This is a genomic window from Gilliamella sp. CG13 (assembly GCF_046635805.1).
GTDB classification, from domain to species: domain Bacteria; phylum Pseudomonadota; class Gammaproteobacteria; order Enterobacterales; family Orbaceae; genus Gilliamella; species Gilliamella apicola_I.
Genome location: NZ_JBIDFM010000001.1, coordinates 228,294 through 242,085 on the forward strand (window position 1 = coordinate 228,294; position 13,792 = coordinate 242,085).

Here is a 13,792-nt window from a genome sequence, read left to right on the forward strand (position 1 = left end):
ATACAATTTCAGATATCATCGATAAGCAGTTATGTAGCAAGGTAAAAAAATCTCTCGCTAATTTAGCGAGAGATTTTATTGGCAAGACTATAAATTTTTAATCGCAAGATATTGTTCTTGCAACTTGGTTTTATCATCAATATAGCCTTGCTGTTTTTCTTTCTCTTTGGCAACGACTGCTGCCGGTGCTTTATCTACAAAACTGGCATTCGATAATTTACCGGCAATACGGGCTATTTCACCGTCAATACGGGCTATCTCTTTTTCAAGACGCGCTAATTCATCGTCTTTATTAATTAAGCCAGCCATTGGCATTAATAGCTCAGCGCCATCCACCAATTTAGTTACTGACAATGGCCCCGTTTCACCCTCATCTAATAAGACAATTTCGGATAACCTGGCTAACGATTCAATGAAATTGATATTATCACTGATGATTCGATGAACTGTAGGCGAAGCTTTACGAATCAATAGTTGCAATGGTTTACTTGGTGCAATATTCATCTCAGCACGAATATTTCGAACAGCAATAACCACATCTTTAATCCAGTTAATATCCGCAACGGCTTGGTCATCAGTATGCTTGCTGTCAAATACAGGCATCGGCTGTAACATAATGGTATCGGCTTTAATCGCCATTAACGGTTTGACACTTTGCCAAATCTCTTCTGTAATAAAAGGAATAATTGGGTGTGCAAGTCGTAATAATGCCTCAAGAACGGTGACTAAGGTATGACGGGCAGCACGTTGTTCGGCTTGTCCACCATTGGCTAATACTGATTTAGTCAATTCTAAATACCAGTCACAGAACTGATTCCACGTAAATTCATATAAAATATTAGCAGCTAAATCAAATCGATAAGTATCAAAAGCTTCACGATAAGATTTTACGGTTTGGTTAAATTCAGCTAGTATCCATTTATCCGCTAATGAATAAGCCAGATCGCCACCTTTGAAACCACAATCATGTGCTTCGGTGTTCATTAGCACATAACGGCTAGCATTCCAAAGTTTATTACAGAAGTTACGATAACCTTCTAAACGTTTTAAATCCCAATTGATATCACGCCCAGTTGATGCAAGCGCCGCTAAAGTAAAGCGTAATGCATCAGTACCATGTGCTTCTATCCCGTTTGGAAACTGTTTTTCCGTACGTTTGGCTATTTTTTCAGCCAATTGAGGTTGCATCATATTACCAGTACGTTTTTCGAGTAAATCAGCAAGTGATATCCCATCAATCATATCTAAAGGATCGATAACATTTCCTTTAGATTTAGACATTTTTTGCCCTTCTTCATCACGAATTAAGCCAGTCACATAGACCGTTTTAAACGGAACTTGAGGTTTGCCATCTTTATCTTTAATAAAGTGCATGGTCATCATGATCATTCTAGCTACCCAGAAGAAGATGATATCAAAGCCTGTAACTAAAACATTCGTTGGATGAAAAGTTGCTAAATCATCCGTATTTTCTGGCCAACCTAACGTTGAGAATGTCCAAAGCGCAGATGAAAACCACGTATCAAGTACATCTTCATCTTGAGATAAAATAATATCGTCAGATAAATTATTTTCACGTCGAACTTCAGCTTCATCTCGTCCAACATACACACGACCTTGCTCATCATACCAAGCAGGAATGCGATGTCCCCACCATAATTGACGTGAAATACACCAATCTTGAATATCATTCATCCAAGAAAAGTACATGTTTTCGTACTGTTTTGGTACAAATTGAATATCGCCATTTTTCACCGCATCAATAGCTGGCTCAGCTAACACTTTAGCTCGAACATACCATTGGTCAGTTAACATTGGTTCGATCACAACTCCACCACGATCACCATAAGGAATGGTTAAATCATGCGGTTCGATTTTTTCTAAAATAGCTTGAGCTTCACATGCAGCAATGACCGCTTTGCGTGCTGCAAAACGCTCTAAATTTTTGAACTCAGACGGAATATCAGTTGAATAGATATCGCTTGCTTCACCATTGGTATCAAAAACTTCAGCTTGTGAACGAATATCACCGTCAAATGTAAAAATGTTGATCATCGGTAATTGATGTCGACGACCGACTTCGTAGTCATTGAAATCATGCGCAGGTGTAATTTTTACACAACCGGTACCTTTGGTCATATCAGCATGTTCATCGCCAACAATCGGAATACGACGGTTAACAAAAGGCAATATCACATAGTGACCAATTAAATCTTTGTAACGCGGATCTTCAGGATTAACAGCCACACCAGTATCCCCAAATAGCGTTTCGGGACGAGTAGTTGCAACTACTAAATAGTCTTTGCCATCAGCAGTTTTTGCGCCGTTAGCTAAGGGATAACGCAAATGCCACATAGACCCTTTTACTTCACGATTTTCAACTTCTAAATCAGAAATAGCTGTACGTAACTTCGGATCCCAGTTTACTAAACGTTTACCACGATAAATTAAATCCTCTTGATAAAGCCTTACAAATACCTCTTTAACGGCATTAGATAAACCTTCATCCATGGTAAAACGCTCACGATCCCAATCAACCGAATCACCTAAACGACGCATTTGCTTAGTAATGCTTCCCCCTGATTCGGCTTTCCATTGCCAAATTTTTTCAATAAAAGCTTCACGACCATAATCATGACGGGTTTTACTTTCTTCGGCTGCGATTTTACGCTCTACCACCATTTGCGTTGCAATACCGGCATGGTCAGTACCAGATTGCCATAATGTGTTATGACCTTGCATACGATGATACCGAATCAACGCATCCATAATCGTTTGTTGGAACGCATGTCCCATATGTAAACTACCTGTCACATTAGGTGGTGGAATCGCTATGCAATAGCTAGGCTGGGATTTGTCACCGTTGGGTTTAAAATAACCGCTCTGTTCCCAATGTTGGTAAATGGGCTGTTCGATTTCTTGTGGATTATAAGTCGAATTTTTCATATAAATGCATTAATCCTAATTCAAGGCATAAAAATGGAACTATTTTACAATAAAATAGAAAAACAATAAATTGGCTTAATACTACCATAAAGTATTAAATTTGCTGTTTGAAAACTTAATGACCAAGCATAGCAATACTAGCCATTATGTACATAATATGGGTATTGTTTTCAGATTAAAACCACTTTCTTTATACGTTTTATACCTATTTCTGGCAAGTGATTTCAATCGTTCCTCAACAGGCACAAAATCAATAATATCATGATATAATCCAGAAAATTCAGGGAATTGTTCCTGCAAATTAATCAATAATTGACGATTACCACTACTGCGTTTTTGAGGCCAACAGATTTCAACAGGTGATCCCCCTTTCATTCCTTCGCCGACTAAATTATGAGGAACAAAATTATCGGTATCCAGTTGCCAAAGGTATTCATCGATACGTTCAGCTTGAACTTGATCTTGGCAAGCAACCAACACTCTTTGTTTTGCCTGCCATGCCTCGACAATTTTTTGGCAAGCGAGTTTTTCATAAAACAATATGCCTGTTTCGCTTGCTTCTGTTTGGTTTTCTAACAGATAGAAAATCACTTTTTTCATAAAAATAGTAATGCCGTCTTATTGATCTAACAAATATTGAATCAACATAGCAACCGGTCGCCCTGTCGCACCTTTGTTTGCACCTGATTTCCATGCTGTACCCGCAATATCTAAATGTGCCCAATGGTATTTTTGAGTAAAACGAGACAAGAAACATGCCGCTGTAATCGTACCACCATCACGCCCACCAGCATTGACAATATCGGCACACGTTGATTTAATCTGATCTTGGAAATCATTATCCATTGGTAAAGCCCATGCTTTATCATCTGCTTTATTGGATGCATGCACTAATTGTGTTACTAACTTTTCATCATTTCCCATCACGCCCGTATAATGATGTCCTAAAGCCACAATACATGCACCAGTTAGCGTTGCAATATCAATCACCGCTTTTGGATTAAAACGCTCAACATAAGTTAGTGTATCACATAAAACTAAACGACCTTCCGCATCTGTATTAATCACTTCAACCGTTGTACCTGACATTGTCGTTAAAATATCGCCAGGACGATAAGCATTACCATCGGGCATATTTTCACATCCAGCCATAACACCAACCACATTAATTGGTAAATTTAATTCTGCTACAGCTTGCATTACGCCATAAACGGTAGCTGCGCCACACATATCGTATTTCATTTCATCCATACTTGCAGCTGGCTTAATTGACAAACCACCAGAATCAAACGTTAATCCCTTACCGACTAAAACAATAGGTTGCGCTTTTTTGTCTTTTGCACCGTTGTATTCGATAACTGTCATTATCGATTCATTCTGTGAACCTCGACCTACAGCTAGATAAGCATTCATATTTAATTTAGCGAGCTCTTTTTCACCTAAGCACGTCGTTTTTAATGATTCATAAGTTTTGTCTAGCAATTTACCCTGTTCTGCTAAATATTGTGCATTACAGATATTTGAAGGCATATTAGCCAGCGTTTTTGTAGCCAAGATAGCATCAGCAATAATTTTACCCTGTTGTAAATTGCAACTAATCGATTGCGTTTGTTCTTTATCACCATAAATCAAATTAACTTTAGCAATATTCAGTTTGGGTGCTTTTTCCGTTTTGAATAGATCAAAGTGATACGTTATATCATTCACAATTTGCGGTAATTGTTTTGCAATGATTGAACTATAGGCAGTATTGACGGTTAGTAAATCCCAAGTGAGGCTCTTAATATTTTTAGCAACTAACTCTTTCACCACATTTTGAATCACTTTTTTGGCTTTTGAAAAATCAAATTCTTTACATTTGCCACAGCCAACCAATAATAACTTTTGAGTAAAACCAGCTATACAAGGGTACAACAGAGTGGTTTTTCCTAATTCACTACTAATATCACCACTTTTAATAAGTTGGCTAATCATGCCATGAGTCAATTCATCGATTTCATTAACAATGTCTGATTGTTTCTTACTTGAATCTATTGAAATAACTAAACATTCTGTTTTTTGATTCGTTAAAGTATGACTGTTTTTGATTAAGAATTCCATAATGTTTCTCGTGTAAAAGATAATGCGAATAGTAATATTTTATCGATTCATCATGGGATAGCAACAAAAAGATAACTAATCACTCTTATTTCAGTTTATAATAATTAGATCTGAAAAAACGTTTAATTTTGTATAGGTAAAATGTGATAATTCGTCGATATTTAGTTAAAGAGACATTGAAAACACAAGGTGCTATTTTGTTTATCTTGCTCCTTATTTTCTTTTCTCAAAAATTAATTAAAATTTTATCGAGCGCGATCGAAGGAAATATTCCTCGTGACTTAATCATGCCCTTGTTAGTCTTGGGTATTTCTAATATGGCTGATTTGATTTTACCTTTAAGTCTTTTTTTAGGGGTGCTTATTACATTTGGCCGCTTATATTCAGACAGTGAAATGGTTGCTATGCATGCCTGCGGCGTGAAAAAAAATGTCACTTATCAAGTCGTTTTTTTACTATGTATCTTCACCTGCTCGTTAACAATGCTAAATACTTTATGGTTCGGGCCTTGGTCAAATATCAAGCAAAGTCAATTAATTGAAAATGCAAAATTAAATCCAAGTTTAGCGGGATTATTATCCGGACAATTTCAACAAACTCCTGACGGAAATTCGGTCATCTATATTGGTAATGTCAATAATAACAATTTAGAAAATGTTTTTATCGCTAAAGTAAAAACTAAAGATAACGAAAGACCCTCGATCATAATTGCGAATAAAGGCAAAACCGGCCATGACAAAGAAGGCAATCAAATTATTACGTTAGAAAGCGCCAATCGTTACGAAGGAAACATACAATTACAAGATTTTCGTATATCAAATTTTCATAATTATTTGGGAATTATCAAACCTAAAGAATTGGATATGAATAGTGATGATGAAAAAATTGATGTACAACAGCTCGGATTAACTGAATTGCAAACGCTGAAAACGCCCAAAACCAAAGCTGAGTTTTATTGGCGGTTAACACTGATTGTTTCCGTTCCATTAATGGCTTTTTTAGTTATTCCACTGAGTGTCACAAATCCAAGGCAAGGCAGGCTTTCGCAAATCTTACCCGCTTTACTGCTCTATTTGGTCTATTTTCTGTTAGCCAGTTCAATAAAAGCAAATGCTGGGAAAGGCCGTATGGATGCTGAATTTTGGTTTTACTTAATTAATATTACCTATTTTATTATTGCATTGATATTAAATTGCTGGGATAGCATCTTCATGCGTAAACTTCGTCTAAAATTCAGTAAATCATAAAGGGGAAAAATGTGTTTTCGATTTTAGATCGCTACATTGGTAGAACAATTTTAAGCTCAATAGGTCTGAGCCTGTTTTTACTTATTAGCTTGTCAGGGATTATTCGTTTTATAGACCAACTCAGAAGAATAAAAGGTGATTATGATGCTTTTTCAGTTGGTATATATACGGCCTTAATGACACCTAAAGATCTGGAAACTTTTTTTCCAATGGCAGCATTGTTAGGCGCCTTAATTGGATTAGGGTTACTGGCATCTCGAAGTGAGCTTATCGTTATGGAAACGTCTGGTTTTAGCCGTTTTAAAATTGCAAAAGCCGTTATGAAAACGGCTATACCATTAGTGATTATTACTATGGCAATCGGTGAATGGGTAGCCCCTGAGTGTGAACAAACTGCCCGTAATATGCGTTCTGTAAAAATATATGGCAATTCGTTATTAGCTGAACAAGGTAGTTTATGGGCAAAAGATGGAAACAATTATATTTATATTGGTCGTGTTAATGACGATAATTCCATTAACGATATTTCAATTTATGCGACAGATAATAATCAATTATTGTCTATAACCCATGCTGATTATGGCATATTTAAAAAAAATGAATGGACATTAACGCAAGTTGAAAGAAATGACTTTAGTGATCCGGTTAAAGTAAATGGGACAAATCTGATGTCCATGAAATGGGAAACTAACATCACGCCGGATAAATTGAACATTGTTGCTTTTGATCCTGATTCGCTTTCTGCTACAGGACTTTATAAATATTCACAATATCTGCACAACTCGGGACAAGATACGAGCTATTATGATTTACTTTTCTGGAAAAAAATCATAAAACCGGTCTCTGTTGCTGTCATGATGTTACTTGCCCTCTCGTTTATATTTGGCCCACTGCGAAGTGTGTCAACAGGTGTTAGGGTCATCATCGGCATTAGTTTTGGGTTTATTTTCTACATAGCCGATAACTTATTTGCTCAAATGAGTATCGTTATTGGTATCTATCCAATCATAGGATCGTTAATAACCAGTTTTGTTTTTTTACTGATAAGTTATGCACTATTTAAAAGAAGAAATTAAACCAACATACCCTAAATGTTTGTTGCTCTTTTTACTTACCATTTAACGCCTATCATTCAATAAATGAATGATAGGAAATCAAGATTTATGTTTTTCAAAAAGAGATAAATATTCCCTATACCCCTCTTCGACCAGTTTATTAACCGGAATAAAACGTAAAGCAGCAGAATTAATACAATAACGCAATCCACCTAACGCTTTAGGCCCATCATTAAAAACATGCCCAAGGTGAGAATCCCCTTTTACAGATCGGACTTCGGTTCTATGCATACCATAACTGTTATCTGCTTTTTCAAGAATATGATGATCATTAACAGGACGAGAAAAACTTGGCCAACCACATCCAGAATCAAATTTATCGTAAGAAGTAAATAAAGGTTCACCGGATACAATATCGACATATAATCCTTCTTCATGATTATCATTAAACTCATTTTCAAACGGTGGTTCTGTGCCATTTTGTTGCGTCACATGATATTGCATAGCGGTTAATTTAGAAATGGCTTGGTCTTTCGTAAGTTTATTCATAAGTCACCTAATAGCTAATATTGAAGAACTTAATTAGCAAAACAGCCTTTAAAGCTAACTATTTTGCCAACATCGATTGTAAAACTTTATCTTTAAGCCAAAAGTAATGATATAAAGCCCCGAGAATATGTACCAAAATTAATACGGCTAGCAAATATGAACTGATTAAATGAGTGCTATGGAAAAACAGATAAAACTCATTTGGCATATCGATAGCAGGGATGGAAACAAGACCAAAAACATTGAGCGGGCGACTACTCATCAAATACCCAGATAACGGAACAATTAACAGAAAAATATAGATAAAGCCTTGGGTAGATTTTGATAAAATTCGCTGTAATCTTTGATGTTTATCTAAAACATCAGGGATACCATATTGGATAATTACTTTAATACGCCATATTGTTACAATGAAGACTAAAACACCAATTGATTTATGTAACAAATAGATATTCGGCATCCCTCCCAAAAAATGAGATAGAATGATTTTAAACATAATCAGCAAAAACGCTAATATAACTAGCACTGCTGATAGCCAATGTATTAATTTTTGTTGACTTCGATACTGAGGGTAATCTTGCATAACTTACTCACTTTTAGGTTTAGATTTATCTTGCCAATGCTGTGACAAAAATGACGAACGCCCGGACAATTGATAATAACGATTGTAATGTTGTGACTGTTTTTTATAAAAGTCTTGATGATACTCTTCAGCTGGATAAAAAGCGACAGCGGGTTCAATAGCGACTTGAATCGGGTGAGTAAAACGACCACTTGCCTCTAACTCTTTTTTCGATTCTAGTGCTAAATTATGTTGGAATTGATTATGATAAAAAATAACCGGACGGTAAGAATCTCCTCGATCAGCAAACTGACCATGTTGATCCGTAGGATCAATTTGTTGCCAAAAAATATCTAATAACTTTTTATAACTAATTTTCTTGGGATCAAACGTAATTTGAACGGCTTCAGTATGCCCGGTATCACCTTGACATACTTGTTCATAGGTAGGGTTTACTACATGCCCACCCGTATAACCCGACACCACACTAATAACACCTTCGTATTGATCGAACGGTTTGACCATACACCAAAAACAACCGCCGGCGAATGTTGCTTGCTCATATTGTTGCATAATAATCTCCAATAAAAATGATTTTAAAAGACACCCCTTGAAAAAGCTTAAAAAATCACCATTTCACAAGCTAACCATCTCAGTTTTAGGAGGATCGAATATGGCTAGTGGTTGGGCATCTGACGATGCCGTTAATCAACAAATTGAAAGCACCATTGCTGATGCTATCGAAAATGCTAGACGCCAACTTAAACAAGGTGCTCAAAGTGCTGATTTCTGTATTGAATGCGGTGATCCTATTCCAAAAGCACGAAAGCTTGCATTACCTGGCGTACAATATTGTTTAAACTGCCAACAAGAACTGGATAAACAGTCTGCTAAAGCGGCGATTTTATATAATCGTCGAGGCAGTAAAGACAGTCAACTACGTTAAAATTTTGTTTATTGCCTAATTATAAAATTCATTGTGATGTTGAAAACTGAAAATCCGCAACTATTTCGATTTAATAAAATCGTTATCTTATAAAAGATAACACGTTTTGCGCTTATTAACATCTTTAAGTTAATCACTTTTTTTAGTTCAGCTTACATATAAAGATAAGGATTAAATCATGATTAGAGCGTTACTGATTTCATCATGCAGCTTTCATAAGTAGAAAAACAAGCAACGCTCCTTTTTTTATACTATTCATAACCAAAACACATAGATAGCGAATGTATTTTAGCAATGGTCGTCTACTTTTTTTTATCTGGATGAGGATCTTTTACTGAATCGCCCTGTCCTGAAACAATATACCAACCATTTTTGATATGTGGTTTTTTGTTATGATCCGGACATGGTGGTAAGGATTTTTTACTTTGATTGGAAAAAGTATAACCGCAATCAGCACACTTATAGGTGCCGGCTGAAACATCACTACCGTATGAAGCAAATTTTTGTACCATTATTAGCTCCTCGTATGTTGTAGGTTAGTGATAAGCACATTACTTATCACTATTATATATAAACGTCTATCAGTAAAAAATCAAGTTTAGATTTGATTAATTTACAATCCAACTGACAATAATTTTCTCATTAATTTTTCAAAAATCAGATATAATAAAACCTGCATTTCAAGAAAAAACACGTTTTTAACAAAAATTCTTCATAAATTAGAACTCACTAAATTTAATCTCGACCATTTTAAATTTAATTTTTTATTTCTCTAAAAAGGCATGGATCAATGCTACTTAAAATAACTTTTTAATTTGGAGGTTGGAAATGTATTTACTACAAATGGCACCGAAATTTTTACTTGCACTCATCATTTTGCTTATTTACGTGAAACTATCGGGTAAAAGTCAAATTGCCCCGATGTCTCAGTTAGATCAGGTTGGTAGTATGGTAATCGGTGCGTTAGTCGGGGGAGCTTTACTCAGTCCAACCGTTTCAGCTTGGGAAGCCGCTGGGCTTGTCGCAATTTGGGCAGCGTTATTAATTTTAATTCGCTTTATTAAATCAAAAAATTCTCGATTAAGAGATGCGATTGACGGTGAAGCAATTCAGTTAGTTAAAAACGGAAAATTATTAACAGATAATTTTGCCAAGGCAAACTTGCCTGTACGTGATTTTGAAACTTTAGTGAACATACAAGGAATATCCTCATTTAGTCAATTAAAACAAGTTTGGTATGAATTAAATGGTTCGCTAACCATTATTAAGAAAGGTGAAAAAGATATTGCTGAACTGATCATCGAAAATGGCTGTATTAGTCAAGATAATCTTGAACAACTCAAAAAAGATGAAGATTGGCTCATGCAGGAAATCCATAAACAAGGATATGAAAAAGTCGAAGACATTTTTTGTGCAGAATGGTTTGATAATAAACTCATCATCTACCCATATGATAAAACTGAAAATAAGTCAGCTTAAAACCCACTTAAAAAAATAATCACCTAATTAAATTAACTTTAGCTAATTAAACTTGTTAGTTAAAGTTATTTAATTGCACATTGGGATCCATAATATCTTCTATCGTATACTTTTCGAGCTCTTTCAAAAATGCTTCTTTAGCATCTGACAGATAGTATTTTAAACGACAAGCAGGACTGATATGACAAAATGATAAACTGCAATTAAGAAGATTTAGCGGTTCAATTTGTCTAACCACAGTACCAATATTAATCAGTTTTTTTTCTATTTTTAATTTAATGCCACCATTTTTTCCTTGCTTGGTCTCGACATAACCTAATTTACTTAAATTATAAACGACTTTAACCAAATGATTTTTAGAAATTTTAAAATAATGACTAATATCTGCGATACTGACTAGCTGATCACCATCTACCGTGGATAAATAAAGAAGCACACGTATACTGTAATCGGTAAAACTTGATAATTGCACTGATTTTTCCTATCTACTTAAAAAACTTATCATCTCACATTATAGGCAATATCAATGATTAAATTAACCCTCTTTTTATGACTAATTGAATTTTTATTACCAAGTTAAAAAACTAAATTATCATGGTGTTATCCTCATCAACAACATGAGGATAACAATCAGTTTAAGTTTTGTTATGCTGCACAATAATTTAGTATTTGATTTAGATCTTTACTGGCTTGAGAAGTCATACGAAGATCAAATTTATCTTGTAAAATATTCAATATATTGTCGGTTAAAAATTCAGGCATTGAAGGCCCTGCATAAATTCCTTTGATACCTAGCGACAATAATGTCAATAATATAACTATAGCTTTCTGTTCAAACCATGATAAAACCAAAGTCAATGGTAATTCATTCACGCCACATCCAAAAGCTTCAACCAACGCCAATGCTAATTGCACTGCGGAATAAGCATCATTACATTGCCCAATATCAATTAATCGAGGGATGCCGTTGATATTGCCGAAATTTTGCATATTAAACCGATATTTACCACAACCTAAAGTTAAAATAACACTATCTTTAGGGACTTGATTTGCCATTTCGGTATAATAATGCCGTTCACTTTTACTGCCGTCACATCCACCAATTAAAAAGAAATGCTTAATATTACCTGCTTTAACTTGTTCGACAACCGTTGGTGCTACATTTAATAAAGTATTACGGGCAAAGCCGACAGTAATAAAATGCTCTAATTCCGTGTAATCAAATCCGAGTTGGTTCAATGCACACTCTATAACGGGACTAAAATCATCTGTTTCAATATGAGTGACACCTGGCCAGCCAACCATACTTCGGGTAAAGATGCGCTCTGCATAGCCTTTAGTAAAAGGATTAATAATACAGTTAGACGTCATGACGATAGCGCCAGGAAAATTAGCAAATTCAGTCTGTTGATTTTGCCAAGCTGTACCGTAGTTTCCAACTAAATGTGAATATTTTTTTAATTCAGGATAAGCATGAGCCGGTAACATTTCGCCGTGTGTATACACATTAATGCCTTTATCTTGAGTCTGTTCTAATATCAAACGCAAATCATGAAAATCGTGACCAGAGACAAGGATACATTTACCTGCAACAGGTCTAGTATTGACTTTAGTCGGGATAGGATCGCCAAATGTATTGGTAGCGCCGGCATCAAGCATTCCCATTACTTTATAATTCAATCGTCCTATTTGCATGGATAATTGAAATAATTTATTAATGTCAGAAGGATTATCGCCAAGAAAACTCATCATTTCATGATATTCGGTGTAAATATCTTGATTAAATTGCCCCAAAACAGCAGCGTGTTCCATATAAGCAGCTGCCCCTTTCAATCCATATAGTGCTAATAAGCGCAGTCCAATGACATCCTTTCCGACTTTATCTTGATCGTGCTTTAACATCACTAAAGAAGAAAAATCCAATAATTCTTGCTTAGTTTTAGGAAAATTTAATTGGGCTACATAGGTTAACGCAGGTAAATGTTCATTAAATTGTAGTACAGCAACTTTGGCTAGCTGTTCTAATTTTTGAGAATAGATATCGGCTTCTGCAAGATACGCCAACATTCTGTCTGCATCAAAATTCACATTAGTTAACGTTGAGAAAAATGTTTGTGCACACCATCTATCGATTTGTCTGTCCACAATGTCATGTCTACGACAAATGGCCGCCCAAAATGAAACCTTTTGCAAACTGGCGACTAAAACATCTTGAAGATCAGAAACTTCTGCTGTTTTACCACACATTCCTTTAGAATAACTACACCCTTTTTCATTTGATTTTATTATTGTTTGCTCACACTGAATACAAAACATCATTACTCCTGTTTTCTTTCCTCTTACTAAAACAGGTATATAAAATACATGTTTAAAATAAAAAAGAAAAGTGAATTTACCAATTTAATTTTTTTAATAAACATGAAAAATTTGAACTTATATTGAAACTAAGAGTTAGAATTCATATTGTTATGCCATTTAAAAGATAGACAATTTGATAATTACAATTAAGGAATACTAGAAACGCTTCGCTCATCCTAAGCCTAGTTAGGATATTGTCTGATGATTTCGATAAAAATCGGTTTTCAAGCCAGATCGAAAATTTGCTTTTCCATTCATTTCTTAAATAAAAAATTAAAATTATTTACTTATTTTAACTTAATTCAATAGGTTACATGTAAGAAATATCAAATATTAATCGCCAAAATAAATTTGATTAAGTGATTAAAATCAGAAATAATACTAAACCGATTATTCTAATCATGCATAATTATTGATTAAATATTAATTGATATTCATGTCATTATAAAAAAGGTGAACTACAATATACTTAGACGGGTAAGCAGTTTGTTATAAATACAAACCATAAAAGATGACATCAAATGTTAATGGAGTAAATATCCTTGGTTGT

General features: G+C 34.9%; 13 protein-coding genes. 4 read left to right on the forward strand and 9 right to left on the reverse strand.

The features are described 5' to 3' along the window. Nucleotides 1–87: 87 nt before the first annotated feature. The 3 genes from ACGH6R_RS01050 to ACGH6R_RS01060 all read right to left on the reverse strand — a co-directional run bounded on the left by ACGH6R_RS01050 (nt 88) and on the right by ACGH6R_RS01060 (nt 5,046). Nucleotides 88–2,946 carry a valine--tRNA ligase gene (locus ACGH6R_RS01050; RefSeq protein ID WP_411598659.1) on the reverse strand — a complete coding sequence of 953 codons (2,859 nt, stop codon included), beginning with the start codon at nt 2,944–2,946 and terminating at the stop codon, nt 88–90. 144 nt (nt 2,947–3,090) lie between these two features. Further along, nucleotides 3,091–3,546, reverse strand: coding sequence for a DNA polymerase III subunit chi (locus ACGH6R_RS01055; RefSeq protein WP_267350779.1), 456 nt, complete (start codon nt 3,544–3,546; stop codon nt 3,091–3,093). An 18-nt stretch (nt 3,547–3,564) separates the two neighbouring features. Further along, nucleotides 3,565–5,046 carry a leucyl aminopeptidase gene (locus ACGH6R_RS01060; RefSeq protein WP_411598660.1) on the reverse strand — a complete coding sequence of 494 codons (1,482 nt, stop codon included), beginning with the start codon at nt 5,044–5,046 and terminating at the stop codon, nt 3,565–3,567. Between the two features lie 143 nt (nt 5,047–5,189). Between ACGH6R_RS01060 and lptF the strand changes: the two genes are divergently transcribed. Beyond that, nucleotides 5,190–6,293, forward strand: coding sequence for an LPS export ABC transporter permease LptF (lptF, locus tag ACGH6R_RS01065; RefSeq protein WP_267350777.1), 1,104 nt, complete (start codon nt 5,190–5,192; stop codon nt 6,291–6,293). Between the two features lie 11 nt (nt 6,294–6,304). After that, entirely contained in the window at nt 6,305–7,369 is a 1,065-nt protein-coding gene (lptG, locus tag ACGH6R_RS01070) for an LPS export ABC transporter permease LptG (RefSeq protein WP_411589731.1), read from the forward strand. Between the two features lie 78 nt (nt 7,370–7,447). Here lptG and msrB read toward each other — a convergent pair whose 3' ends face one another. The 3 genes from msrB to msrA are packed head-to-tail and all read right to left on the reverse strand — an operon-like array spanning nt 7,448 to nt 9,032. Next, nucleotides 7,448–7,897 (reverse strand): peptide-methionine (R)-S-oxide reductase MsrB, encoded by a 450-nt coding sequence (gene msrB / locus ACGH6R_RS01075; protein ID WP_411598661.1) that lies wholly within the window; start codon nt 7,895–7,897, stop codon nt 7,448–7,450. Nucleotides 7,898–7,955: 58 nt separating this feature from the next. After that, nucleotides 7,956–8,480 carry a cytochrome b gene (locus tag ACGH6R_RS01080; RefSeq protein WP_267350774.1) on the reverse strand — a complete coding sequence of 175 codons (525 nt, stop codon included), beginning with the start codon at nt 8,478–8,480 and terminating at the stop codon, nt 7,956–7,958. 3 nt (nt 8,481–8,483) lie between these two features. Then, nucleotides 8,484–9,032 carry a peptide-methionine (S)-S-oxide reductase MsrA gene (msrA, locus tag ACGH6R_RS01085; RefSeq protein WP_267350773.1) on the reverse strand — a complete coding sequence of 183 codons (549 nt, stop codon included), beginning with the start codon at nt 9,030–9,032 and terminating at the stop codon, nt 8,484–8,486. A 100-nt stretch (nt 9,033–9,132) separates the two neighbouring features. Here msrA and ACGH6R_RS01090 point away from each other — a divergent pair, with 100 nt between their 5' ends. After that, nucleotides 9,133–9,405: a DksA/TraR family C4-type zinc finger protein gene (locus ACGH6R_RS01090; RefSeq protein ID WP_065558217.1), complete on the forward strand. Its 273-nt coding sequence runs from the start codon at nt 9,133–9,135 to the stop codon at nt 9,403–9,405. 302 nt (nt 9,406–9,707) lie between these two features. Here ACGH6R_RS01090 and ACGH6R_RS01095 read toward each other — a convergent pair whose 3' ends face one another. Continuing rightward, complete coding sequence (locus tag ACGH6R_RS01095; RefSeq protein WP_065558216.1) at nt 9,708–9,917, reverse strand: hypothetical protein; 210 nt, start codon at nt 9,915–9,917, stop codon at nt 9,708–9,710. Between the two features lie 316 nt (nt 9,918–10,233). Here ACGH6R_RS01095 and ACGH6R_RS01100 point away from each other — a divergent pair, with 316 nt between their 5' ends. Then, on the forward strand, nt 10,234–10,884 hold the full coding sequence (locus tag ACGH6R_RS01100) for a DUF421 domain-containing protein (RefSeq protein WP_411598662.1): 651 nt from the start codon (nt 10,234–10,236) through the stop codon (nt 10,882–10,884). Between the two features lie 55 nt (nt 10,885–10,939). On the opposite strand, the gene ACGH6R_RS01105 is transcribed toward ACGH6R_RS01100, so the two are convergent. Both ACGH6R_RS01105 and hcp read right to left on the reverse strand, forming a co-directional pair. Further along, nucleotides 10,940–11,356 (reverse strand): Rrf2 family transcriptional regulator, encoded by a 417-nt coding sequence (locus ACGH6R_RS01105; protein ID WP_267350772.1) that lies wholly within the window; start codon nt 11,354–11,356, stop codon nt 10,940–10,942. Between the two features lie 173 nt (nt 11,357–11,529). After that, a complete protein-coding gene (gene hcp / locus ACGH6R_RS01110; RefSeq protein ID WP_411598663.1) occupies nt 11,530–13,200 on the reverse strand; it encodes a hydroxylamine reductase in 1,671 nt (556 codons plus the stop codon). Nucleotides 13,201–13,792: the final 592 nt, after the last annotated feature.